Origin of the sequence: Paraburkholderia domus (assembly GCF_905220705.1) — a bacterium.
Taxonomy (GTDB): Bacteria; Pseudomonadota; Gammaproteobacteria; order Burkholderiales; family Burkholderiaceae; genus Paraburkholderia; species Paraburkholderia domus.
On the sequence record NZ_CAJNAT010000004.1, the window covers coordinates 128,676 to 153,388 of the forward strand.

Genomic DNA, 24,713 nt, shown 5'->3' on the forward strand with positions numbered 1-24,713 from the left:
CCCGGTGCCGCACTATCTTTCCGGGCGACCTCGAGTCTCGAGTCTCGAGTATGCGCTCCCAGCCCGGTCGCCATCTTTCTTCGTGAAATTCAGCAATAGTTCGAACAATCGACGGACAGCCGCTAGGTCAGCGTCTGCTTCCGTGCTGTGCTGCTCGATCTGCCATTGAGCTTTCCGAGTCGCTAGTTGCAGCCGCTCCACCAGCACCGCCCGCGGCGGTAAGGTCGTCAACATGGATGCCTGACTTGTCCAGTCCAGCAGCTCAATCTGTTCGGACTTCTGGCCTGTGCAAAGAATGATGCCTAGCGGCGAGGGCTCCATGTTGATTGTGGCGGATGACCAGTCGGGCCGACCGAGTGTCGAACGGCCGAACGGGGTCAACCCCGGCCTTAAGCTTCGCTCGCAAGCGGCCATTCGTTGAGCGCGGCGCTCGATGGCCTACGGATGACCGCTTTGGCCTGCGGATGCAGCCGGTGCACCGACGAGTTTGGTTGCTTCCTAGTCGGGGAAAAGACATGCGAATTACCACCACTCCGCATGATGGCGAATATCCACTTCGACACGACCTGTCTGGCGACCATCGCTACGGGTAGTTCGATCCCTGGTTTTCCTCTATACGACTGTCACCACGAGGTGGTGCGGGCGGGCCCAGACAGAGCGCGATGGAGAGAATCGCGGAGTGCTTCATCGCGGTCGGAGTCTTGCGTCGCTATGGCGATTGAAGAGGCTGGCGTGGTTCATCAAGCGCCGGTTCTGGCTCACATGAGAATCGCCCGTGCAGCGCTGCGAATGGTATTCGGCGTTTCGGGCTTAACCCCTTTAATTGAACCACGCCGTTTTTTGCTTAACGTTCAGTCATGGTGGCGATGTTTGTGATGGCGCTTGTCCGGTCGGTAGCCGCGGGCATAGTCGTCCGCGTACGAATTGGACCGCGACATGTTGCCGCCAAGCGCCGAACCCGCGCCGCCGCCCACGGCTGCGCCGACGAGGCCGCCCGTGCGGCCGCCCATCGCATTGCCTGCCGCTGTGCCGGCGCCGCCCCCGAGCGCGCCACCGATGATGGCGCCCGTGCGTTCCCTGCGGTTTGACGTGACTGCACCGCCGGCGCCGCCCCCGACTGCACCGCCAATGACGGAACCCGTGCTGCCGCCTACTGCGCCGCCAAGAGCAGCACCGGCTACGCCGCCGAGCGCGCCGCCAAGGGCATTGTTCATATCGCCGGCCACCGCAGGTAACGACGCTGCAGTGGTGAGCGCTGCAATGGCAACGATCTGGAAGATTCTCTTCGACATAAAAGGTCTTTAGTTTTTGGGACGGCGCCGAGTATAACCGCCCTCCGAAAGGTTTTTGTAACCCGGTAGTTCGGACCTCGGTAAGAGGTGTAACAAAATGATCCGATGGCGTTTTAGTGAAACGTTTTCGGTACCAATTGGCGTCAGGCTGCAGTCGGCGGTCACGCGCGCAAATCCCCGCTTCTACAGGGCGGACGACCCAGCAATTCTCTGGATATCGCTCGTCCATTCCTGCCCGGCACGTCCGCCATTGCCGTCATTTGTCTGATTAAAGCCGTAGTCAGTCGTTTATCATGGCTGGCTCACGTCGTTTGCAGGATCCGTCAGTAAGCATGATGAATACCCGAAAGATTTTGATGATTATTGGAGGGCTCCTGCTCGGAGCAGCAGGGATCACGTACCTGATGCTCCTTCAGGCGGACCGCCGCTCAATGGCAGAAGTAACGGCCGCCATGGATAGATCCGCACATCCTCCAGTCGTCGATTCGCGCGTCGGCGATCAGGTGACGGAAGGCAGCATCGGCCAGTCGACGCCATCCGGCGCAATCACGGCAAGTACTGCCATCGCGCAGCAGTCGTTGCCCGCTCCGGCATTGGCACCTGCGCCCATGACGGCCGCACCCGCATCCAGTCCGGCCGCCGCACAAGTCACCGTGCAACCGAAACCGGAGGCACAACCGAAGCAGGCGCCATCGACGGCAGTCGCGTCGGTGAACGTGCAGAACTCGGGTGCGCCGAAAGTGGTTCCGGCGCAGCGCGCCCAGCGTGGACGAGACGGTCCGGACCGTCGCGCGATAACGACTCAAGGCTCGACACCGGAAACGGACGAACTGGTCAGGGAATCGGCGAAGCTCGATCCATCATTGCCTCCGCCGGATATGTCGGCCGCTCGCGCCGCCATGGACCAACGTAGCTCGAAGCCAGGCACGGGCTCGAACCCTGTCGCGGCCGCAATGACGGATCAGCTCGTCAGGGATTCAGCCAAGCTCGATCCTTCGCTGCCGCCGCCCAAGTAACCGACTTCTCCGGGAGCACGTGCGGCGGCATGAACTCTCCCGGCACTTGAGCACCGCGCTCCAGCGCTTGGTGTAAGGCGCCCGAAGCAAGCGAATTGGTTGTTGCCGTCCACAGTTGAGCACCGGGGAATGACTGCTATCAGGAAAGTTGGCCGATTCCTTAGGGTCGCCGTGTGCCGCCGATCGCCGTCAGGCAGTGACCGGCCACATGGCGACGCTCGACGTCTTTCGTGCTGAGCTGTTCGCACGTCAGATTCTCTTGAGGTTTGTTCGACGCCTGCCCATGTTTCCTTCGGTTTACCACGCCCTACGGGCTCCGAGTATCGAATGGAGTGCCCGGCCGGGCGTAGCGGGTCAGAGTTGCGCAAGGCCGCCGTCAACGGCGACTTCGCTGGCGGTCATGAAGCTGCTGTCCGGCGACGCGAGAAAGGCGGCCGCCGCTGCGATCTCCGCTGGATCGGCCATGCGCTGGAGCGGAGTCATCGAGGCAAAGACCTTCTGGCCCTCCTCGCCTAGTGCTTCCTTCGCGAGTTCAGTCGCCGTCGCCCCGGGCGACAGTACGTTTACCCGGATGCCGGTGCCCTTCAGGTCCTCCGCCCAACTCCGCGCGAGATTGCGCACTGCCGCCTTGCTCGCGCTGTAGGCGCTCATTGCCGGGGCGCCCGTGGTGCCAGCGCTCGATCCGGTCAGGATTATCGAACCGCCCTTGCCCATCAGCGGCAGCGCTTTCTGGACCGTGAAGATCGTACCCTTCACATTGGTGTCGAAGGTTTCGTCAATGTGCTCGGCGGTGATCTTGCCGAGCACAAGCTGGCTTCCCGCCCCGGCATTTGCGAAGACGATGTCGAGGGTTCCGCGCTCGGCCTTCACCGCTGCGTAGAGTCGGTCGAGGTCGGCCAGATCAGAGACCGAGCCCTTCACGGCGCGGGCATTGGGTCCGAGGTCGGCCAGAGCGGCGTCGAGCGCTTCCTGCCGCCGGCCGAAGATGAAGACGAAGGCGCCCTCCTCGATGAAGCGCGTTGCTGCGGCGCGACCGATGCCGGTAGCGCCACCGGTGATCACGGCGGTCTTTCCATTTAGTCTGTTCATGTCATGCATCCTTTATTGGAGTCGTTCGGAAGCAGGGAACTGTATTCATGAACCGCATGAACACATAGAACCCGAACCCTTTAACTGTGAGTGCCGAAACAAAAGCGACGGACACGATTCTGAAGGTCTTGATTCATAAAGCCAATTGACTAAATATCTATAACTGCCATCTACTCTTTGGATACGTATGCTCGATAACGTCACCATCAATCAACTTCGGGCTTTCGTTGCCGTGTGTGACCAGGGAAGCTTTTCCGGGGCTGCACGGGAGCTGAGGCGTGCACAGTCAGCGATCAGTCACGCGATCAGCGCGCTCGAAAGTGCCTTTGATGTGGTGCTGTTCGAGCGCAACGCTCGCAAAGCGACGCTTACGGCCGCGGGCCGCAGCCTCCTGCCTGATGCTCGTGGAGTGATCTCACGCACCGAGGAAATGAAGATGCGCGCGGTTGCGATTGCTGAAGCCGGGGTGCCACAGGTCTCGATTGCAGTGGATACCTATTTTCCGCGTGCGCACCTGATTGAATGCCTGCGCAGGCTGCAGTCGGACTTTCCAACCGTTGCAATCAATCTGCGCGTGACGACGATGCAAGGCGGCGAGCATTTGGTTCTCGAAGGCACGTGCGCATTGGCGGTGACGATCACCGACGTGCCGGAGTTGAGCCCGGCTACCATAGAAAGGGAGCATTTATGTGAAGCGCAAATGGTGACCGTTTGTGCGCCATCGCATTCGCTGGCTGCAATCGCGGGGCCGATCCCGCGGGAGGAATTTGGCCGGCACATTCAACTCGTCGTAACCGACAATCAGCCCGACGCGGAAAAGACACAACAGGGGGTCGCCGGTGAACGCCAGTGGTTGGTGAATGACCTCGGCGCGAAGCACGATTTGCTCAGGGGAAGCTTATGCTGGGGGCACATGCCGCATCATATGGTTGCGGAAGACCTCGCGAATGGAACACTTGTCGAACTCCAACGGCGCGCATGGCACATGCGCCCCCTCACGTTCATGATCTCGCAGCGGCGCGGGTACTCGTTTTCCGAATGCGAGATGCGGCTGGTTGCGCTCCTTCGCAATCGTCATCGCTTTTCAAAGAGTGCCGGCAAGCGCTCCGTCTCACACAAAGGCAAAAAAGCGTGAAGGCCCGCCACGCGTGAGCAACAGCCAGTACGGCCTGCCGCTCCTCGACGGATGTCCGCAAAGGGACGAGCAGCCGCTGCACGGCGCCTGAAGGGTGACCGTTGGCTAAGCCCGATGATCCGCTTGGCGACTGGCTGGAATGGATGGCCGCTGTAGTTTGGAAGCTGCCGAAGATGTGGTGATGGATCCAACGTCGCTTCAGGGTCGGCTGCAGTCCTCTGCGCAATGCGCGGTTTGAGAGTTCTGACGCGCGTCGGCATCGGGCAGAGTTCAACGGCCAGTAGCCGCCGTTGGCCCGCGTTCTCATGCGAACATTCGAACGTCGGTGCCGCCCGGACAACGGACATTCCCGCGTGGTCCGGACCTGCTTGTGCGGCGAGGGCCTACGCAGCCCACGGGCCAGGCGGACCGATCGCTACGACTCGATCTGTGCCTTCAGGAACAGCGAGAAAAGCTCCGACTGCGATTTGATATCGAGCTTCCCATAGACGTTCCGGCGATGGACTTTCACCGTCTCGGCGGAGATCGCGAGCTTGTACGCGATCTCCTTGTTCGAGCGGCCGCTCAGCATCAGCCTGACGACATCCAGCTCGCGCGCGGTGAGCGGCGTGCCGCGCTGCTTCATCGCCTCTTCGAGACTGCCTTGCCACTGAGGCGTCTGCGGCGCGGCGCTTTTCTCCGCGAGTACACCTTCGAAGAACATCCGTTGCCGCATCAACGCGGCCACCCAGGGCCGCATCAGGTCGAGCAGGGCGATCTCCTCCGGACTGAAGCGCTTCTTGCGGCCGAGCGAAAGACAGAGCGTGCGCGAGTCGTCGAGCTGGACGTTGTATTGCACCTCGTCCGAGACGACGTTGTGCGTGAAATAGAGCTTGTAGTAATCGGTCTGGTCGAAACACTCCGGTGCGACATCGGACAGACGGAAGAGCCCGCTCTTCAGCGCCTCGCGATTGGCAATATAGAACGGATCCAGCAGATACAGACCCTTCACGTAGTCGTTAAAGAGCGGATCCGGGCCGTCGCCTTCATACTGCGATTCGGCGAACACGTGCGGGCGGCCGTTGCTGAATAGCAGCGCGACCCAGCTGTCAACGTTCACGTACTCGTCGAAGTGTCGTGTCAGCGCAAGCCAGAAGCCCGGGCGATCGACACACTCGATGAGCTGGCCGACCGACCGGTGCCACGCCACGTCCTGCAAGGTGAGATTCATGCGCGTACCCCCGTCGGGTTAACCAATCGACGTGATTATTAAAAACGGCGGCAAAAGTCATACTTGAATTCGCCCTTGGGCGAAGGCTCAAGAGTATGCGGCAAAAGATCCGCTCATCAAAAAAGGTCCAACCATGAAGATTGAAATCGTACAACTGGCCGGTCGCGACGGCGACACGGTCTACAACCTGAACCGCACGTTACGGGCAATCGCCACCTGCGCTGCAGACACCGATATCGTCCTGTTCCCTGAAGCCCAGATGACCGGCTTTCTCGAAGTCGAAGAGCTTGCTGCGCTGGCCGAGCCGCTCGACGGCCCGAGCATTAGCGCAATCAAGGACGCCGCGCGCGAGCACGACGTCGCCGTGGTGACGGGGCTGATCGAGCGCGATCGCGGCCAGTTCTACAACACGACGGTGTTCGTCACGCCGGAGGGCGTCGCGCTTAGCTATCGCAAGACGCACCTGTGGGTCTCCGAGCATGGCGTCGTGCTGCCCGGCGATCGATACGCGACGGTCGAATGGCGCGGGGTGCGCCTCGGCCTGCTGATCTGCTACGACATCGAATTTGCCGAGAGCGCACGCGCGCTCATCGAACTGGACGCGGAGCTGTTACTCGTGACGAATGGCAACATGGAGCCGTTCGGCCATGTCCACCGCACGGCGATCATGGCGCGCGCCCAGGAGAACCAGGTCTTCGCCGTGATGGCGAACCGGGTCGGCGAAGGCAGCGGTGACATCACGTTTGCGGGCGGCAGCGCTGCAGTGGATCCGTTCGGGCGCATGCTGTTCGAAGCGGGGCGCGAGGAGAGCCGCCACGCCGTCGAGCTGGACTTCGCGCAGATCGCGGCAGCGCGCGCTCTCTACAACTACCGCGCCGACCAGCGCCTGCCGTTCCCGGGCGAGCGCGTTGAACATCCTGACGGACGTCGCGAGCTGCTGATTCCCTGAGCGATCTTCGGATCGATCAACTCCTGCCCGGCCGCACGGCCGGGCGCGGAGAAAGGACGAGTAAGCAGGATCAATCGGTCTTGAGCTTCGCCCAAAGACGGTTCTCGAGACGCATCAGTGGTGCCGTGACCGGCTTGGTGATGACCAGCTTGCGGTACACCTCGGGCGACGGGAACACGGCCGGGTCGGCGAGCACCTCGGGACGTACCAGATGCCGCGACGACGGTACTGCGGACGGATACGACGTGTCGTTGGTCAGGGCCGCGCTCTCCTTCTCCGATAGCACGAAGTCGATGAACTTTTGCGCGGCATCGGGATGCGGCGCGTCCTTCGGGATCGCCATCATGTCGAACCAGATTGGCGTGCCTTCGCTCGGAATCAGGTACTTGATGTGATACGACTTGTGGGCGTCGGCGGCGGAGATGCGCGCGGAGTTGACATCACCCGACCAGCCGAGCGCGATGCAGATGTCATTGCCCGCGAGGTCGTTGATGTAGCCACTCGAGTTGAACTGCGAGATGTACGGGCGGATCGCCTTGACCGCCTCATAGGCGGCCTGGATGTCGGCAGGATTATCAGAGTTGGGGTCTTTCTTCAGATAGATGAGCGCGGCGGTGAAGGCGTCGGCGGGCGAATCGAGGAGGGAGATACCGCAGCTCTTGAGCTTCTGCGCGTACTTCGGGTCGAACAGCAGCGACCAGCTGTCAAGCGGAACGTCGTCGCCGAGCAGAGCCTTCACTTTCTCGACGTTGATGCCAAGGCCGTCGGTGCCCCACGACCACGGAATGCCGTACTGGTTGCCCGGATCGTCCTTCGCGAGGGTCTTCATGATCTCGGGGTCGAGTAGCGCGTAGTTCGATATGTGCGACCGCTCAATCTTCTGATAGATACCGGCCTGCAACTGACGCCCCCAGTAGTAGTCGGACGGCACCACGACGTCATAACCGGAGGTGCCCGCGAGCAGCTTCGCCTGAAGCGTGTCGTTCGAATCGAACTCCTGATAGACGACCTTGATGCCGGTGGCCTTCTCGAAGTTCGCGACCGTACTCTTGCCGATCGAGTTGCCCCAGTTGTAGACGTTGACTACCTGGTCCTCGGCCTGTGCGCCCGGCATGCCGTGCCATACGAGCCCACTCAGTACGAGCGCCGCGCAGGCCGTTTTCAGTCCTTTCCTTTTGTCCCCTACCATTCCACTTTCCTCCGTCGATGTTGTCAGCTAATGAGGACAAGTATGCGGCTCGCCGTTGATTTCAATAATCACGTCGATCGGTTAACCCGGGAGGGGTACATCCCTGAATCAAACCTTACAGAACGGAGCTGTGCGGCCGCTCCGGACCGCTACGCCAAACAGGCGAACCTGACTTTGTGGGGCAGATATTCGCCTTTCTGAACACGTGGCATTTGCCAGCGTCACGGTTAGGTTTTGAATATGTAAAGCCGTTTGTTTGTTTGATTCGTCTGCGGGAAGGCGTTCGTGCTGATTTTTCCCAATGTCCGATGCGCCCCCATGACCGGACCGTCGTCGAAAATAACATCGAAGGTCTCTTGTGGGTTGACATGAGGCGGTTGCGTCAGGCAGCAGTCGGCCGGGTTTTGCCGGGATGCAGCTCGCGGCCGGCGGTTCTCGTGCCCTAGCCAGCTGCCTCTAGCTGTCCTACGTTTTGTTCCAGATGGCTCAACGAGATATCGAGGGGTAGAAACGCGGCGCTGTTTCGCCCGTGATGGTAAGTGCGGTGAGCATCTGACAAAATCTCTAGAAGAATACTAAGAATGGAGGCAGCTTGCGGCCGGTCGAATACCGTTTCTCCACGATTTGGCGCATCGACGCGCCAGTGCAGGACGTTTGGGCGGCAATCCAGGATTCGGCGCGCTGGCCCGAATGGTGGCATAACGTCGAGCGCGTGGACCAGCTGGACGCGGGTTCCGATCAGGGCGTGGGGGCCGTACAACGCTATACGTGGAAAGGCTGGTTGCCCTATCGTCTCGTCTTCGATATGCGGGTGACGCGTGTCGAGCCGTTGGTCGCGCTGGAGGGGGAAGCCACTGGCGACGTCGAAGGCGCAGGCCGCTGGAGCTTTTCGACCGGCGGACACAACCTCACCGTGGTCCGTTATGACTGGTGTGTGCGTACGAACCGCACATGGATGAACGCATTGGCGCCGTTGTTACGACCGGTTTTCCAATGGAACCACGATGCAGTGATGCGTGAAGGCGGCGCGGCGCTAGCGCGGCGGCTCGCCTGTGCAAGCAGCTAGTTGATGAGGTCGCTCAGGCGAATGCTTTCGAACAACTTTCGTTTGAAGCGATTTGGTATACCCCTCCACCCTATTTGCCATATACTCCCCCTCGGTATATGGGAGATCATTAATGAGCCACACCATTCGTGAGAAACAAAAGCTTCTCAACCGCGTTCGCCGCATCAAGGGGCAGGTGGAAGCCATTGAGCGGGCGCTCGTGGAAGAGCAGGGCTGCATTGACGTGCTGCAGCAGATAACCAGCTGCCGCGGCGCGATGAATGGCCTGCTGGCCGTTGTGCTGGAGGACCATATCCGCACCCATCTCGTCGATGCGGAAACTCATGAAGAATCGGCCGGCAGTGCGACTGACCAGCTCATCGAAGTCGTTCACAGCTATTTCAAGTAGAGCAGAACATGAGTGATTTTAAAAACGCCGCATTTGGCGCAGGACATGACCACATCTTTCTGGGTGCCGGTCATGAAAAGAACGAGCGCAAGACGTGGGCTGTGATTGCGCTGTGCAGCGCGATGATGCTGATTGAAATCGTCGGCGGCAGCATGTTCGGCTCGCTGGCGCTTGTCGCCGACGGCCTGCACATGTCGACGCATGCCGGAGCAATGCTGATTGCGGCCCTCGCGTACACCTATGCGCGCAAGCACGCCACCGACTCCCGCTTCGTGTTCGGCACCGGCAAACTGGGCGATCTCGCAGGGTTCACGAGTGCCATCGTGCTGGCAATGATTGCAGTGCTGATTGGCTACGAGGCAGTGTCGCGTTTTCTGTCGCCGGTGCCTATTCACTTCGGCGAAGCGATTCCTATCGCGGTGGTCGGCTTGCTAGTCAACCTGGCAAGCGTGTGGCTGTTGAGCGGCGGTGACCACGGTCATAGCAATGGTCATAGTCACGGTCATAGCCACGGGCATGAGCATGGTCATGACGACCATGCTCATGAAGACGAAGGGCAGAAGATTTTCGCGCCGTCTGGCGTGTTTGCGGTTTCCATCTTCGAGGATGGCGTGCCACCCGTTTTCCGCATTACACCGGCGACGGATGGTTCGCGACTGGACGCCTCGACGGTGTCCGTTACGACGGTGCGACCCGATGGGACGCAACAGGTATTCGCGCTCGCGGACCGTGGCGGCTATCTGGAATCGAAGGAAGACATCCCTGAACCGCACGCCTTCAAAGCCATCGTGCGGATGCCGGACGGCGAGCACGAAGTGGAATTCGAAGAACATGAGCACCACGTCGACGCACATGAAGCAGCGACCCGCGACCATAACATCCGGTCGGCATACATCCACGTGATGGCGGATGCGGCGGTCTCCGTGCTGGCTATCATCGGCCTTTTACTGGCACGTGCATTTGGCTGGCTCTGGATGGACCCGCTCGCTGGTGTCATCGGCGCGCTGGTGATTGCAAACTGGTCTTATGGATTGATGCGTGACACCGGCGCAATTCTGCTCGACATGAACTCCGATCGGCGCATGGCGGAGAACGTGCGGAACGCCATCGAGGACCGTGGCGACAAGGTCGTCGACCTGCATGTATGGCGGGTGGGTCCAGGTCACATGAGCGCCGTGGTATCAGTGGCAACGGGTGAACCCCAGCGTGATTCGCGCTTTTATCACGCGGTGCTCGAACGCTTCAAGGGGCTGTCGCATGTCACCGTTGAAGTACAACCTTCACACGCGGCGGCCTGATCCATGGCAGTCAAGTCGCCGTGCATCGACGTGTGTGCTTTCGATGGTAAGACCAAACTGTGCGTTGGATGTTTTCGTACCCTGGATGAAATTCGCGGCTGGAAGAAGATGACCGACCACCGGCGCCATCAGGTGATTAACGACCGGGCACGGCGACAGGCCAAGCTGCTGCGGGACACCCTGGCGTTGTCCCCGGGCGCTGCAACTTCGAATAACTGAATCCAGGGAGCGCCGCTATTCGCCACGCGCTTTCGGTATGGCAACTTGCTTCCGTAACGCACGGCGCGGTAAAATCGTGCCTGCTCATTGGGGAGTAGCCGCCTCGAACGCCATGTTCGAGGGCGCACGTCAACATACTTGGCGAGTCGAGAGACTTGCTATGGCGTGCGCAGCCAAGTGCCTGGCAAGACCGATGACACGCATTCCGACCTAACCGGGTCGCCGGAATGCGCGTCATCGCGTTCTTTCTGCGCGGCCCGGATACAAGACCCCATGCAATCCTTCCTCGTTTCGACCAGTGTGGTTGGTCTCGCTGAAATTGGCGACAAGACACAACTCCTGTCCCTTGTGCTTGCTGCACGATATCGCAAACCGATTCCCATCATCCTTGGTGTGCTTGCAGCAACACTCCTCAACCATGGCGCATCGGGTGCGTTGGGCGTGTGGCTGGCAAGTATTCTGAGCCCTAACGTCCTGAATTGGGCAGTTGTCGTATCGTTTGCGGTTATGGCTGTGTGGATTCTCATTCCGGACAAGCTGGACGACGCCGATGCGGTATTGACGAAAAATTCGATGGGCGTCTTCGGCACAACGGCCGTTACGTTCTTTGTCGCCGAGATGGGCGACAAGACTCAAATCGTGACCATTGCCCTGGCTGCGCGTTTTCATGAGTTCTTCGGCGTCGTCGCGGGCACAACGCTCGGCATGATGTTGGCAAATGTGCCCGTCATCTACCTGGGTCACAAATTCGCCGACCGCTTGCCAACAAAGGCGGTCCACATTCTGGCCGCCGTCATCTTCGTTTGTCTTGGTGGCCTCGCCCTCAGGACCGCGCTGTACCCGCAAGCGCACCCGCTGTTCTAGTTCAAGCGCTCGTTCCGTACGTTCGAGGTATGTGCTATATCCGGCGCATGCCTTGAGATTTCCTAGGGTTCAGAGACGTCGAACGGTGAATCAAGGGCGTCATATGTCCAGCCGTCTCACATCATGCCGCCAGCGCTTCCGGTGCCGCCCGCTCCGGATCCACCGCTCCCGCCTGTGCTGGTATTGGGCGATGTCGCAATCGGATGTGCAGCCCCCGCCGTGACCACGAGTGTGACGGCGGCTGCGTCCGGTTCGCCGTTGGTGTCGATTGCGCCACGAGCGAGGAGCGCTTCTAGATCACTGTCCTCGCCTGGTTGGCCGACAGTGAATGCGGTGGTCAGAAAATTGGGCGTGGAAAGCGTAACACCATACTTCTGCTGCAGACCCTGGGCGACAGCGGCCTGCGCAGTCAGAACGTCGGTCTGATTCTGCAGCGTCTGCTGAAACTGCGTGTTCGTCGAGAAGCCGGTGATGAGCCCGTTTTCATTCGTACCGAGTTGCGCCGCGAGATATGACAACAACAAATCGGTCTCCGGCGTGACGTTGTACGTGCCGCCAGCGAACGCTGCGGAATGCAGGATCGTCACGCCCGAAGTCGCAGAGATCATGCACGGCAACACTGCGCCGAACGTCGCGTGGTAGTTTCCGTTCGCATCCGCTGCGACCGACATCGCACCGCGCGCGCAGTCGATGCTAATCGTCGCGTTCGCGAGTGCCTTGCCCGTTGCCGCGGTACCAGCGATCGAAATCATTGACGTGCTGCTTGCGCTACCGCTACCGCCACCACCGCCGCCGCAGCCAGCGAACAACGCAACGGATGCAATCAGCAGCCCTGCGCTGATAGAACGGATGACGTGCTGTTGTCGAGTGCTCATCGAAGTCTGCCGTTGGTTCGTACGTCGTCTAAACGATTTCGCGAAGGCGTCTATTCCATCTTTCGCACACGTTTGATACTGCGAACGCATTGCGAAGTGGCTGGCCCCAGTGAGGTGGATGCTCGGCTTGGCACGTCATTCCATTGCGCACTATTGCCCACCATTCTCGAAGGGCACCTTCCAGACGGTCACGGTGTTCGTGTTGTCGTCGACCGCTGCAAAGCGCACGAACTCTTGACGCGGTTGCGAGAACGCCAGTCCGAAGGCACCGGCTTGAGCCGGGTCGACAGGAAGCTGCGCGACGAAGCGGCCTTGCGGCGTGAATTCGACGATTTCGCTCGGCTGCTTCGGATTGCTGTTGATCGCGTCGCCGTTCGCGACGAACAGATGGCCGTTCGGTCCGAAGGTTAGTGCGATCGGACCGTGGAGATGTGCGTTGTCCGCATAGATCACCACGCCTTTGCCGCCGTCGTGCTGCGAATTGCCCGCACCGAATACCGCGAAGATTGCGTTGTCGACGGTGGACGCGACATAGAGTACGTCGCGCTGCGGATCGTAGGCGAGTCCGGTCGGGCCTACCACCAGTGCCGAAGGGTCGCTGTGAAACGGGTAACCCGAGGCGATCTGCGTCGCGCGGTTGAGACGAACGCCGTTGTCGTCGACGCTCACGTCGAGGCGCACGACCGTCCCGTTCAGCACGTTCGATACGAACACCTTCGCATGGTCGCCTTGATCGAAGATTGTCAGATCCCAGGGGCCGTCGATCTTCGCCGTCGCAGGCGTCCATTGCGCGACGATGTTGCCAGTTCGATTTAGCACCAGCAGCACGCCGGGCTGGATCGTCTTGAAGGTGCCATCCGTGGTCGGTACGCTGCCGACCAGTACGAAGCCGCCCTTGAGAACACCGAGTGCGGTGCTCAGGCCAAGACCGGGGGCACCCTGGAAGAACGTGACCGGCTTGTCGTTCGGCACGATCTTGACGATTGTCGTGCCGGTGCCCTGCGCGTTCTGCGCGTTGTTGAAATTCGAGACCAGCAGGTCGCCTGCGGCGATCGTGCCGAACCTGGGGAATCCGTCGGGCACGAAGGCGACGCCATACGGATTGACGTCACCGTTGGCAGGCACAGTCGATGAGGTGACGAACGACGGCGGGAGCAGCGGCGTGAGTTCGTCGGCAAGGGCGGAGCCCGCTGCCGAAAGGGCGAGGCTGGCGCCGTACAAGGCGGCCAGCAGCAGGTGTTTCAGCGTGCGGTCTTTTGCACGGACGACGCGCTGACAGGGTTGCCGGTCGATTGTCGGATTGAAGCCGTGTATGACGGGGTTCATGACTGGGCTCTCCAAGAAGGCCACGGGGCGGGCGCACTGTTGTCGCTGCACGCAGTGCGTGCCGGCCGCCGCTAGCGGATTTCGCCCGTGCCCGCGCGGCGGGTACCAGCACTGCTGCCTTGCAACCCGAACGGGCGTTGCGCAGCGTCGGCAACGGTGGGGCGGATCTTGTAAACCAGCAAATACTGACCCTTTGCCGGCGGGTGCGTGGCAAGTGAGGCGTGCTTCATGCAAAAAGCGGAACGGGATCGTCCGTGCGCAGTAAACGGCTGGCAGGAACAAATATTCCCGCGTGACCACGCGGAATTTCCTGTCATGGCACACCAGTCCGTTCAAGTTGAAGTAGTTGCTGGCCGCCAGGGACCGCGGCGTCGACTCGGTCACGCCGATGGGATAACCCGCCATCATCTTCGGGGAGCACTCTGCGGAGCTTCGCCGCGATCTAGCTCCGGGTCGGCGCGCGGTTTTTCATGTCTCCCGCTGCTTCGCTGCGAAAGACATGAGAGAAATTGATCAAATCAAACAAAAAACATCAATTCTCATCAGATATTGTTCGACCCACAATGGCTCACCCGTCGGCAAGGCGAAAGACGCGATACCGCGCGGGAAACGGCCATCTATTCATTCCTGTTGCCATTCAGATCACGTAGATAGATAGGAGTAGAAAGCAAATAGAAATATGGTTCTGACGCAAAAGAAAGAATGGCCTGTGCCAGTACTCAGCAGCCCGGATTTTCGTCGGCACAGTGCCGCGACTGCGTGAGGGGGATGTCCGGACAGGGCGATCCGCTCGCCTGCTGGCTTCTTCCACATTCCTACCTACCTTCACGCCAATCTATTACCTTCAAGGGAAACAACAATGCGCTTTTGTCATCTTCGTCATGAGGTCGCGGGTGCTGTTTTTGTTGCGATCACGGGAATTCATCTGTCTTGCTCGCCGCCAGTGAAGGCGGCCGATGCTGAACTCAACGTCTACAACTGGTCGGACTATATCGCCAAAGACACGATCCCGAACTTCGAAAAGGAGTCTGGGATCCACGTGCGATACGACAACTACGACAGTGACGATACGCTGCAGGCCAAGCTTCTGGCGGGGAGTTCAGGTTTCGACGTCGTCGTGCCATCGTCGAACTACATGGCGAGGCAAATTCAGGCGGGCATGCTTCAGAAGCTCGACAAGTCGCAGATCCCGAACCTCAGGAATCTCGACCCGGTACTCATGAAAATGATCGCAGATGCCGATCCGGGCGCGCAATACGGTGTGCCCTGGGCCTATGGGACGGATGGCATCGGCTACAACGTGCAGGAAGTGAAGAAAGCGCTGGGTGAGAACGCGCCCGTCGACAGCTGGGCGCTGGTGTTCGATCCGGCTAACGTTTCGAAGCTGAAAAGCTGTGGCGTCTCGTTCCTCGATCAGGCCGCCGACGCATTTGCGACCGCGCTGCAGTATCTGCACAAGGATCCGAACAGTTCGAATCCCGCCGACTATCAGGCCGCTTTCGATCTGCTGAAGAAGGTGCGGCCCTATATCACCCAGTTCAATTCGTCGGGCTACATCAATGATCTCGCGAATAACGATGTCTGCGTGGCCATCGGTTGGTCCGGCGACGTGGGCATTGCGCGGCGGCGCGCGGCCGAAGCGAAACGGTCCTATGAGGTCCGCTTTTCGAACGTCAAGGAAGGTGGCCTGCTGTGGTTCGACGTGATGGTGATCCCGAAAGACGCGCCGCATCCCGAAGCGTCCATGAAGTGGATCAACTATATCGAAGACCCGAAGGTCAATGCGGCGATCACCAACGAGGTGTTCTATCCGACCGCGAACCGTGCCGCCCGGCCGTTCGTCGACTCGGTCGTGTCGCAGGATCTGAGCGTTTATCCGGGCGATGACGTGCTGAGCAAAATGACTCTGATGAAGCCGTTGCCTATCGACATTGTCCGGCTGGAAAACCGCCTTTGGGCGCAACTCAAGGCCGGTCGCTAATCGCGTAAAACGGCTTGATTTCAGCGGCCGTTGTTCGCTGCATCGCATGAAACTACCAGCACGCTAGCCCGCCTGCGCCGGTAGTGCGCGGGCAACCTTTCCCTGATCGCAGCACGTCTTGTGAGTCTGCCTAGCGAGCCTCGCATGGATGACGTCGCGACATGCAGACCGCCGGAGACCGGGTGGCGGTGGCATCCACTGCGCGGCGAGAGAACTCCTCGCATGAATGAGCCGGCCGTGGTCCTGAACCAGGCTAGGCCTCGGGACCATGGCCGGAATCGGCTTCTTTGCCCTGCGCCAGCAACCATTCGAACATCTGCTCGACGATGGGTGAACGCGACTGCTCGGCCACTCGCGATATCCACCATGTCATGCCCGGCAAACGCGGGTAATCGGCCAGGATGGTCAAAGCGCCCTGATCGATACTGCCTTGCGCCACCAGCCTGGACAGGCAGGCAATACCGCGCCCACGCAACACGGCGTCCAGCACAAGACGCTGATCGTCATAGATCGCGTTCATGCGATAGGCCGACAGTTGCCCGCGGAATATCGGCGCGGTGCTCTCGCTGGTCAGGTTCTCTTCCAGACAGATCAGGCCCGTATGCAAATGATGTTTGGCGCGCGGCACGCGGTCCAGTTTCGCCGCCAGTTCCGTTGCGCACACGGTCACCCACTCGTCCTGCAAAAACGGCATCTCCAATAGACCGGCCTGTTGCATCGGCCGCGCGCCGATCGTCATATCGACGTCGATCTCATCGACATAACGCGCGCTCTCGTCGGTGGAGAGCAGCGGGCATAAATCGGGAAGCACCTGCTGCAATTGATCGAGACGCGGTTGCAGCCAGCCGTGCAGCAACGGCGCGGGACACACCAGTACGACCAGCCCGGGGTCCAGATACGTGGCGATCCGTCCGAGCCCGCTGCGCAGCGTTTCCATCGAGCGCTGCACGCTTCGTTGCAGCACTTCGCCAGCGACTGTCAATTCCACACCACGGCCGATTCTGCGAAACAGCGGTTGCCCCAGTTGCTCCTCGAGTTGCTGGATCTGGTGGCTGATCGCCGATTGCGACAGGTGCAGTTCGTCGGCCGCGCGGGAGAAGTTGCCCAGCCTCGCGGCCGCTTCGAAGCCCATCAGCAACTTCAGGGAGGGGACACGTTGCATGGAGATATGAGAAAAGTTGATTGATTCGACCAAGAAACATCATTTTTCATCAAGTGTAACCCGTATCACAATGGCTCACCACCTAACGACGGAGATAGCAGGATGATTCGCTTCGACGCACGCCAATATGGCTACCGGATGCCCGCTGAATGGGAAACGATGGACACCACCTGGTTGGGATGGCCGATTCTGGAAGGCCGCGAAGACCTGTGGGGGAGTCACTATCTGCGGGTTTGCCGGGAGTTTGCGCTGGTCGCGCAGACGGTCGCCCGCTATCAGCGCTGCGTGGTGAGCGCTCACCACAGCCAGGCGGATGCCGCGCGCGAATTGCTCGGCAACCGTGTCGAGGTTCTTGCCGTCGCCGCGGAAGACAACTGGCTGCGCGACTGCGGGCCGATTTTTCTGCTGGGCGAGCGTGGCCAGCTGGGCGCCGCCGCGTTCCGCTTCAATTGCTGGGGCGAGAAATACTAGCCTTACGACGGCTGCCAGCAGGTGGGACAGGACATCGCCCGCGCGGCCGGGGCGCAGATCTTCAACTCTCACATGGTGCTGGAAGGCGGCGCGTTTTACGTGGACGGGCAGGGCACGCTGGTCACGACGGAAAGCTGCCTGCTGCATCCGAACCGCAATCCGCACATGAACCGCGCTGAAATCGAGGCCGAACTCAGGCGCATGCTGGGGGTGGAGAAGATTATCTGGTTGCCTGGCAATCCGGATGAAGTGGAAACCAATGGGCACGTGGACGGCATTGCGTCCTTCATCGCGCCGGGCAAGATGCTGTTCCAGACCGCGAGTCCGGTGCAGGGCGATTACTTTCATGTGATGCGTGAGAATCGCCGAGCACTGGAATTAGCCACCGACGCTGCCGGGCGGCACTTTGAACTGCTCGATCTGCCGTCGCCGATTATCAGCGAACGCTATGGGTCCGAGCGCTACTGCGATTGCTACGCGAACTACATCCTGGTCAACGGCGCGGTGATCTCGACCGCGTTTGGCGTGGAACAGGACCAGGCCGCGCGCGAGGTCTTCGCTCAGGCGTTCCCGGCGCGGCGCGTGGAGTTGTTGCCGATTCCCGCTTTGTCGATCGGCGGCGGCAGTATTCATTGCTCGACGCAGCAGCAGCCCGCTGTCACTGCTCACTGATCCAGACCGAATCCGATCGAAGGAACCTTCACATGTCGTCGCGAAACATCACCGTAGCGTCGGTGCAAATGGCATCGGGCAGTTGGACCTTTGAAGACAATATGGCCACCGCGGAACGATTGATCCGTGAGGCCGCAAGGCAGGGCGCCAACCTCGTTTTGTGCCCCGAGCTTTTCATGATGCCGTACTTCTGTCTGGATCAGAACGTGCAGCATCTGGAGTTGGCCGAGCCGTTCGAGGGCAACCCGAGGATTGCCCGCTTCGCGAGACTCGCCGGCGAACTTGGCATTGTATTGCCCATCGGGTTTTTCGAGCGGGCCGGCAATGCCGCCTACAACTCGATTGCCGTCGCCGATGCCGACGGCACAGTACTCGGCGTGTATCGCAAGACGCACATTCCGGACGGCCCCGGCTATACGGAGAAATTCTATTTCACGCCGGGCGACACCGGCTTCAAGGTGTGGGACACGCGCTTCGGCAAGATCGGCATCGGCATCTGCTGGGATCAATGGTATCCGGAGACGGCCCGCAGCCTCGCGCTGATGGGTGCGGAAGTTCTGTGCTTTCCGACCATCATCGGGTCCGAGCCGTTCAGCAGCGACTTCGACTCGGCGGGGCACTGGCAACGCACGATGCAGGGCCATGCGGCAGCCAACATGGTGCCGGTGGTGGCGGCTAACCGGATCGGCCGTGAAGTCGGTTTCGGCAACGGCAATCCGCAGCAACAGGGTCTGGCCGGCGTGTTCTACGGGTCCAGTTTCATTGCGGATCACACGGGCGTGAAACTGGCCGAAGCCAATCGCACGGACGAAACCATTCTTCTGCACACATTCGATCTGGACGCTATTCGCGCGGATAGACAGTCGTGGGGATTTTTCCGCGATCGCCGCCCGGAGATGTATCGCACGCTGCTGACCAGCGACGGCGCCTCGTCCTGCTATCGCTAAGGAATATGTCATGAAAAAGCACTGGTTGCCTGCGTTCACCGGCCTCGGACTTTGTCTCTGCCTGTTGGTCGGGCAATCCCATGCCGAGGAAGAGAAAGTACTGAACCTGTACAACTGGAGCGATTATTTCGCCCCAGACACCTTGTCCGAGTTCCAGAAGGAAACCGGCATCAAAGTCCGTTACGACGCTTACGACAGCGACGAAACATTGCAGTCCAAACTGATGACGGGCGACAGTGGCTACGACCTGGTATGGCCGACCAATGACTTCATGGCGAAGCAGATCCAGGCCGGCGCGTTTCGCAAGCTCGACAAGAGCAAACTGCCGAACCTCAAGTACCTCGACCCCGCGCTGATGAAACTGATGGCGCAGTCTGATCCCGGCAATCAGTACGGCGTTCCGTACATGTGGGGCACCGTGGGCGTGGGATACGACCGCGCCAAGGTCAGTGCCATCCTCGGGAAGGACATGCCCGCCGACAGCATGGACCTGCTGTTCAATCCGGCGATTGCGTCGCGCATCGCCGCGCACTGCGGTATCGGCTTGCAGGACTCCGCGAGCACGGTGCTGCCGTTGGCGCTGCGCTATGTCGGCCGCGATCCGGTAAACCCGACTGCGCAAGACTATGCCGTCGCGCAGACCATGCTGCTGAAAGCCCGGCCGACTATTCATCTGTTCGTCGATTCGGCCAATGCCAACGAGTTGATCGACGGCGAACTGTGCGTCATGGTGGGCTACTCCGGCGCGATCAACCTGGCCTCGCAAAAGGCGCGGGAGTTGGACAGCAAGCGCGACATCGTCTACGACATCCCGAGCGTGGGCAGCCTGATGTGGTTCGACGGCATGGTCATTCCCAAGACCGCGAAGCATCCGGACAACGCGCATGCGTTCATCAACTACATCTTGCGGCCGGACGTCGTGGCGAAAATATCTAATGCCACGCGATACGCCAATGCCAATCTGGGCGCACTGAAGCTGATGGACCCCGCGCTGGTCAATAATCCGAACATCTATCCGAATGAGCAAAAGAAACGGACTCTGTTTACGCCGGTGGTCGAAGCACCCGCCACCGCTCGTCTGGAGGGGCGAATCTGGCTCGGCCTCAAGGCGAGCAAGCCCTGAATGGCCGACTATGCATCACGCTTTACCGATCTGCTTGAGGTGTTTTCCATGACGACAAGACGTCATTTCCTGAAACGGGGACTGCTGGCCTCCGGCGGCGCGCTGTTATCGGGTGCGCTGGGCAGCGGTTTCAGCACGATGGCGCGCGCACAGAGTGACAGCTGGCAGATGCCGGACGAAGGCGGCGCCCACGCCGCGACCTGGATGGCATTCGGCCCCAGCGAGGAAATCTGGGGTGGCAAATTGCTGCCCGTGGTAAGAGAAAATCTGGCGGGTATCGCCAAGGCCATCGCGGCACACGAGCGGGTGAAAATGCTGGTGCGCGACGAAGACCACGACATCGCCGCTCGCCTTTGCGGTGCTTCGGTCGAGCTCGTGCCTCAACCAGTCGATGACCTGTGGATGCGCGATACCGGGCCCGTGTTCGTCAAGGGCCCCGCGGGCCAACTCGGCGCCGTGGGCTTTAACTTCAACGGTTGGGGTCACAAACAGGAGCACGAACAGGACGCGGAAGTCGCAGCCTTCGTTGCGCGTCGCGCCGGGGCAAGATTGCTCGAAACGCATCTGGTGCTGGAAGGCGGCGGCATTGAAGTGGACGGCGAAGGCACGGCCATTATCACGCAGAGCTGTGTGCTGAATGCCAATCGCAATCCGGGTCTCAGCAAGGCGCAGTGCGAGGCGGAGTTGTCCCGCCTGCTCGGGCTGCAGAAAATCATCTGGCTGCCGGGCATTGCAGGCAAGGATATTACCGACGGCCATACCGACTTCTACGCGCGCTTTACGAGCCCAGGTGTCGTGGTTGCCGGGTTCGATCCGGATCCGTCTTCCTACGATCACGCAGTGACGAAGCGCCATCTGGATATCTTGCGCAAATCCACTGATGCGAAGGGGCGTCCATTGAAGGTGGTGGCGCTGCAAGGCCCGAAGACGGTGCGCCGGAAGTATGAGAACGATCAGTTCGCGGCTGGGTATATCAACTTCTATGTGTGCAATCACGCGGTGATCGCCCCGGCGTTCGGCGACGGCAAAGCAGACCGCAATACGCGTGACGTTCTCGTGGATCTGTTTCCCGGCCGGGATGTGATCCAACTGAATATCGATGGCGTAGCGGCCGGCGGTGGGGGCATCCACTGCACCACACAGCAGCAACCCAGCTGATCAGATTCGCGAGCCGCTGCAAGACGGCCCGCTAGTGCGGCAGGGATCCCATTGAACCCGGATCTTCGAGCCATCGTGAGACTGCGGACAGCACCTGCGTCTCGATGCCAAGAAAGCCATGCGGCGACTTCGCTCCGCATTCACTGGCGCGAGCTCCGCCGCGCTCGCTGCTTGATACTGCGAGGAACTGCAACCGGTTGTCCTCAGCGAGCGCGCGGGCCGCTCTAAACGGTGAAACCGGACATCCGTCATTCTCGTTCGATACCACCAGAACCGGCGTAGCGCCGAGGTCCCAGTGCATGCCCGAAAGCCCGCGCTCGCCACGCATGCCGATCGTGACGGGCGAGGTCAGTACATACGCGTCGGCCAGCCGTGGCTCGCGTTGGAGCACATTGCCAACCGAAATCGTGCCTCGGCTGGTGCCAACAAGTGCGATCTTTGCGGAGGGAAAGCGTTGCCTGAGCGCTGCGACAATGACGTGTAAGTCCTGAGCGTGAGCTTCGCTCAGACGGAATGCGTCATTCATACCGGATGATTGATCCGATGGCGCATCGACGACAGCGATCGCGTCGCCCGCAGAAGTCCAGTATCCGGCGGTCCGGAGGAGGAAATTTGCCTTCATTGTCGTCGGGCCGGCCTCGCCAAGGGCGACCACACCGTCATCTCCGGCAAACAATACGATGACCCATGGTGGCGCGCTGGCTGGCCGTTCGATGAAGACTGCCTGGGTTTGCGACCCCCGGACTGGCACTTGCATCAGTTCACCTGAATACGCCGGCAAAGCGGTTATGGCCGTGCACGCGAATGCGCATATTTGCACCGCGAACCTGGGCAACAGTTTGCAAAGCCTGTTGCTGAAACGGGTTACGGGCCTCGCTCTTGCTGATTTCTTGTCGCGCATTCTGAAGATCGCGTAATGATTCCATTCGCAGCATACGTGAATCGAGTAGCGGATGCAGAAGCGGTGATGTTCAGTGAAGCGCGGATAGCGGTGCAGCGCCCAAGCATAGCGCCCGATTCTGGAGGCGTTCGTCAATTCAGCCGCCCGGCTCAATGATCAGATCGATCGCATGCGCGGTCCAACGCAGAGGCCTATCTGCCTCCTCGCTGTTCACTATCGCGTCACGACGAAACGGCCGATTCGCAACGGAGCACCGGCTCGAAGTTGGGTGCAAAATAGCGGTATGAAGGTGTTAAAGCAAAACCGGACAACCTGATCGATCAGTGCGGTTGCGAAACGGTCGCGCAAGTACTCGGTCGTCCGGCGGGGTCAACGAAACTCGTAGGAAATGCGATGCAATCGAAGACTCATTGGGAACACATCTACACGGCGAAATCGTCGACCGAAGTCAGTTGGTATCAGCCACATGCGACGCTGTCGCTGGGTCTGATTCAACGAATCGGCATCGGGCCTGATGCTGCGATCATCGATGTCGGCGGCGGTGCGTCAACGTTGGCCGACGATCTGGTCGCTCATGGCTATCACAATCTTTCCGTGCTGGACCTCTCCGGCGAAGCGCTGGCCGTGGCGCGCCGGCGACTCGGACAACAATCCAGACTCGTGCAGTGGATCGAAGCGGATGTCACTTCTGCGCCCTTGCCGGAGCGTTTTTTCGATGTCTGGCACGACCGCGCGGTGTTCCACTTTCTCACAGACGAGGCCGACCGCCGCGCGTATGTCGATCAGGTAATGCGGGCGGTCAAGCCGGGTGGCCACGTGATCGTTGCCACCTTCGCTCCTGACGGCCCGGCCGAGTGCAGCGGTCTTCCCGTAGTCAAGTACGACGCCGATTCGCTACACGATGAATTCGGCCCGGCATTCGAACTGGTCGAACACGATGAAGAAGCGCACGTCACGCCGGCCGGGCGCGTCCAGCATTTCATCTATTGCCACTGCGTTAAGCCGCATTGAGCTGAATCTGCCGCCGCAACACTGAAGTGACTACAGCGAACGCTCGATCGCCTGCCCGAGCAGCGCCAGGCCCAAGTCGATCTCGTCCTCGTGGACGGTCAACGGAGGGGCGATCCGGAAGACACCACCCATGCCCGGCAACTGCACGATGTTCATGCTGAGCCCCAGGTTCATGCACTCGCGAGTGATCCTTGAACCAAGCCCATCCGCCGGCTCCTTCGTGCGTCGGTCCTTGACGATCTCCATACCCAGAAGCAAGCCTCGTCCGCGAATGTCGCCGATGCACTCAAAACGTTCCATTAGATCCATCAGGCCGCGTTTGAGTCGATCGCCCATCAGATTCGCGCGCGCAACCAGCCCCTCGCGCTCGACCACATCCAGCACCCGCAGACCGACGGCGGCGGGAAGCGGATCGGACACATGGGTCGTATAGAACAGGTAACCCAATTCGTGGGCGCGCTCCTCTATCTTTGCGGAGGTCACGACGGCCGCGAGTGGCAGACCGGCGCCCAGCGTTTTTGAAAGGGTGAGAATGTCAGGCGTGACGCCATCGCGCTGAAAGGCGAACATCGTGCCCGTACGCCCGATCCCGGTTTGCGCTTCGTCGAGGATCAGCAGCATGCCGCGCTCCTCGCATTTGCGCTTCAGTGCGGCCATGTAGCCCTCCGGCAGTTCGATGATCCCGCCGGAACTGAGGATCGGCTCTGCAATGAACGCCGCGAGATTGCCACTGGATTGACGATCGATGAGATCGAAGGCGTAGTCCAGCTCTGCCAGATAGTCGTATTCGCCATTGCGCTCGAAGCGCGGCCGGTACTGGAACGGGGCGGGGATCGCGAAGGAGCCGACGGCCGCCGGACCGACGCCCTTGCGACCGGCGCTGTAGGTTGCAGATGCCGCGCCCCCCGTCATGCCGTGCCACGACTGCGCAAACCCAACGATTTCATATTTGCCGGTGACCAGCTTCGCCATGCGAATGGCGGCCTCGTTCGACTCCGCGCCGGTACTGAGTAACAGTGCCCGATCGAGGCCGTCAGGCGTAATGTCGGCCAACCGGGTTGCCAGGTCGACCACTGGTCGCGAAAGCATCCCGCTGAAGAGGTGGTCAAGCTTGCCGGCGTATTCGTTGATGACCGACACGATTTCCGGATGGCTGTGCCCAAGCACCGCGCTCATCTGCCCCGAGGTGAAATCCAGGATCGCGCGGCCGTCTGCGTCATAGACGAAGCTGCCTAGGGCGCGCTCAATGATCATCGGCTCGAAGGTGCCGCCGTAGCGGATGAGGTGCTGCCTGGCGTTTTGCCAAAACGTTGCATCATGGTTCCGGGACACCTTGCTTCTCCTTGGCTCATGGCGGGAATAGCTTGCAGT

Annotated in this window: 24 protein-coding genes, 1 pseudogene and 1 riboswitch; of the genes and pseudogenes, 14 read left to right on the forward strand and 11 right to left on the reverse strand. The window is 60.4% G+C overall.

All coding sequences use genetic code 11. From position 1 onward, the window contains the following. Positions 1–851 precede the first annotated feature (851 nt). On the reverse strand, positions 852–1,292 hold the full coding sequence (locus tag KHO31_RS10795; protein ID WP_097395218.1) for a hypothetical protein: 441 nt from the start codon (positions 1,290–1,292) through the stop codon (positions 852–854). A gap of 452 nt (positions 1,293–1,744) precedes the next feature. Between KHO31_RS10795 and KHO31_RS10800 the strand changes: the two genes are divergently transcribed. Next, on the forward strand, positions 1,745–2,308 hold the full coding sequence (locus KHO31_RS10800; RefSeq protein WP_236071174.1) for a hypothetical protein: 564 nt from the start codon (positions 1,745–1,747) through the stop codon (positions 2,306–2,308). Between the two features lie 354 nt (positions 2,309–2,662). Here KHO31_RS10800 and KHO31_RS10805 read toward each other — a convergent pair whose 3' ends face one another. After that, positions 2,663–3,397 carry an SDR family NAD(P)-dependent oxidoreductase gene (locus KHO31_RS10805; RefSeq protein WP_211623272.1) on the reverse strand — a complete coding sequence of 245 codons (735 nt, stop codon included), beginning with the start codon at positions 3,395–3,397 and terminating at the stop codon, positions 2,663–2,665. 187 nt (positions 3,398–3,584) lie between these two features. Here KHO31_RS10805 and KHO31_RS10810 point away from each other — a divergent pair, with 187 nt between their 5' ends. Continuing rightward, complete coding sequence (locus KHO31_RS10810; RefSeq protein WP_211623274.1) at positions 3,585–4,532, forward strand: LysR family transcriptional regulator; 948 nt, start codon at positions 3,585–3,587, stop codon at positions 4,530–4,532. A 415-nt stretch (positions 4,533–4,947) separates the two neighbouring features. Here the strand turns inward: KHO31_RS10810 and KHO31_RS10815 are convergent, their stop codons facing one another. Next, positions 4,948–5,742 carry a response regulator transcription factor gene (locus KHO31_RS10815; protein WP_211623275.1) on the reverse strand — a complete coding sequence of 265 codons (795 nt, stop codon included), beginning with the start codon at positions 5,740–5,742 and terminating at the stop codon, positions 4,948–4,950. Between the two features lie 133 nt (positions 5,743–5,875). On the opposite strand from KHO31_RS10815, the gene KHO31_RS10820 reads away from it, so the two are divergent. Continuing rightward, on the forward strand, positions 5,876–6,691 hold the full coding sequence (locus KHO31_RS10820; RefSeq protein WP_211623276.1) for a carbon-nitrogen hydrolase family protein: 816 nt from the start codon (positions 5,876–5,878) through the stop codon (positions 6,689–6,691). Positions 6,692–6,761: 70 nt separating this feature from the next. Here the strand turns inward: KHO31_RS10820 and KHO31_RS10825 are convergent, their stop codons facing one another. Continuing rightward, positions 6,762–7,880 (reverse strand): polyamine ABC transporter substrate-binding protein, encoded by a 1,119-nt coding sequence (locus KHO31_RS10825; protein ID WP_211623277.1) that lies wholly within the window; start codon positions 7,878–7,880, stop codon positions 6,762–6,764. 592 nt (positions 7,881–8,472) lie between these two features. Between KHO31_RS10825 and KHO31_RS10830 the strand changes: the two genes are divergently transcribed. From KHO31_RS10830 to KHO31_RS10850, 5 genes are all read left to right on the forward strand, one after another. Next, positions 8,473–8,946, forward strand: a complete 474-nt coding sequence (locus KHO31_RS10830; protein ID WP_201074470.1) for an SRPBCC family protein — start codon at positions 8,473–8,475, stop codon at positions 8,944–8,946. A 112-nt stretch (positions 8,947–9,058) separates the two neighbouring features. Continuing rightward, on the forward strand, positions 9,059–9,334 hold the full coding sequence (locus KHO31_RS10835) for a metal/formaldehyde-sensitive transcriptional repressor (RefSeq protein ID WP_201074472.1): 276 nt from the start codon (positions 9,059–9,061) through the stop codon (positions 9,332–9,334). Between the two features lie 8 nt (positions 9,335–9,342). After that, complete coding sequence (dmeF, locus tag KHO31_RS10840; RefSeq protein ID WP_211623278.1) at positions 9,343–10,632, forward strand: CDF family Co(II)/Ni(II) efflux transporter DmeF; 1,290 nt, start codon at positions 9,343–9,345, stop codon at positions 10,630–10,632. Between the two features lie 3 nt (positions 10,633–10,635). After that, positions 10,636–10,851, forward strand: a complete 216-nt coding sequence (locus tag KHO31_RS10845; protein ID WP_211623279.1) for a DUF1289 domain-containing protein — start codon at positions 10,636–10,638, stop codon at positions 10,849–10,851. Between the two features lie 77 nt (positions 10,852–10,928). Next, a riboswitch (yybP-ykoY riboswitch) is annotated at positions 10,929–11,114 on the forward strand. Positions 11,115–11,124: 10 nt separating this feature from the next. After that, positions 11,125–11,715: a TMEM165/GDT1 family protein gene (locus KHO31_RS10850; protein ID WP_201085623.1), complete on the forward strand. Its 591-nt coding sequence runs from the start codon at positions 11,125–11,127 to the stop codon at positions 11,713–11,715. A gap of 116 nt (positions 11,716–11,831) precedes the next feature. Here the strand turns inward: KHO31_RS10850 and KHO31_RS10855 are convergent, their stop codons facing one another. The 3 genes from KHO31_RS10855 to KHO31_RS10865 form a co-directional block, all read right to left on the reverse strand. Continuing rightward, complete coding sequence (locus KHO31_RS10855) at positions 11,832–12,590, reverse strand: hypothetical protein (protein WP_201140748.1); 759 nt, start codon at positions 12,588–12,590, stop codon at positions 11,832–11,834. Positions 12,591–12,740: 150 nt separating this feature from the next. Then, the gene (locus tag KHO31_RS10860) at positions 12,741–13,916 is read right to left on the reverse strand and encodes an NHL repeat-containing protein (protein ID WP_236071176.1); all 1,176 of its coding nucleotides are present in this window, start codon (positions 13,914–13,916) and stop codon (positions 12,741–12,743) included. A gap of 71 nt (positions 13,917–13,987) precedes the next feature. Further along, positions 13,988–14,146, reverse strand: a complete 159-nt coding sequence (locus tag KHO31_RS10865) for a hypothetical protein (protein ID WP_201074481.1) — start codon at positions 14,144–14,146, stop codon at positions 13,988–13,990. 629 nt (positions 14,147–14,775) lie between these two features. Here KHO31_RS10865 and KHO31_RS10870 point away from each other — a divergent pair. Next, positions 14,776–15,897 (forward strand): polyamine ABC transporter substrate-binding protein, encoded by a 1,122-nt coding sequence (locus tag KHO31_RS10870; protein ID WP_211623280.1) that lies wholly within the window; start codon positions 14,776–14,778, stop codon positions 15,895–15,897. Positions 15,898–16,150: 253 nt separating this feature from the next. Here the strand turns inward: KHO31_RS10870 and KHO31_RS10875 are convergent, their stop codons facing one another. Beyond that, a complete protein-coding gene (locus tag KHO31_RS10875; RefSeq protein WP_201074485.1) occupies positions 16,151–17,059 on the reverse strand; it encodes a LysR family transcriptional regulator in 909 nt (302 codons plus the stop codon). Positions 17,060–17,197: 138 nt separating this feature from the next. Between KHO31_RS10875 and KHO31_RS10880 the strand changes: the two are divergent. From KHO31_RS10880 to KHO31_RS10895, 4 genes and pseudogenes are all read left to right on the forward strand, one after another. Further along, positions 17,198–18,202 (forward strand): annotated as a pseudogene (locus tag KHO31_RS10880) (agmatine deiminase family protein). Between the two features lie 32 nt (positions 18,203–18,234). Next, positions 18,235–19,149, forward strand: coding sequence for an N-carbamoylputrescine amidase (gene aguB / locus KHO31_RS10885; RefSeq protein ID WP_211623281.1), 915 nt, complete (start codon positions 18,235–18,237; stop codon positions 19,147–19,149). A 10-nt stretch (positions 19,150–19,159) separates the two neighbouring features. Further along, entirely contained in the window at positions 19,160–20,272 is a 1,113-nt protein-coding gene (locus KHO31_RS10890; RefSeq protein WP_201074491.1) for a polyamine ABC transporter substrate-binding protein, read from the forward strand. A 48-nt stretch (positions 20,273–20,320) separates the two neighbouring features. Beyond that, the gene (locus KHO31_RS10895; protein WP_201074493.1) at positions 20,321–21,430 is read left to right on the forward strand and encodes an agmatine deiminase family protein; all 1,110 of its coding nucleotides are present in this window, start codon (positions 20,321–20,323) and stop codon (positions 21,428–21,430) included. Between the two features lie 31 nt (positions 21,431–21,461). Here KHO31_RS10895 and KHO31_RS10900 read toward each other — a convergent pair whose 3' ends face one another. Both KHO31_RS10900 and KHO31_RS10905 read right to left on the reverse strand, forming a co-directional pair. Further along, a complete protein-coding gene (locus KHO31_RS10900) occupies positions 21,462–22,187 on the reverse strand; it encodes a hypothetical protein (RefSeq protein WP_201074495.1) in 726 nt (241 codons plus the stop codon). Positions 22,188–22,191: 4 nt separating this feature from the next. After that, entirely contained in the window at positions 22,192–22,365 is a 174-nt protein-coding gene (locus KHO31_RS10905; RefSeq protein WP_201074498.1) for a hypothetical protein, read from the reverse strand. Between the two features lie 359 nt (positions 22,366–22,724). Between KHO31_RS10905 and KHO31_RS10910 the strand changes: the two genes are divergently transcribed. Further along, positions 22,725–23,342 (forward strand): class I SAM-dependent methyltransferase, encoded by a 618-nt coding sequence (locus KHO31_RS10910; protein ID WP_201085620.1) that lies wholly within the window; start codon positions 22,725–22,727, stop codon positions 23,340–23,342. Between the two features lie 30 nt (positions 23,343–23,372). Here the strand turns inward: KHO31_RS10910 and KHO31_RS10915 are convergent, their stop codons facing one another. Further along, complete coding sequence (locus KHO31_RS10915; RefSeq protein ID WP_201074502.1) at positions 23,373–24,674, reverse strand: aspartate aminotransferase family protein; 1,302 nt, start codon at positions 24,672–24,674, stop codon at positions 23,373–23,375. Positions 24,675–24,713 lie beyond the last annotated feature (39 nt).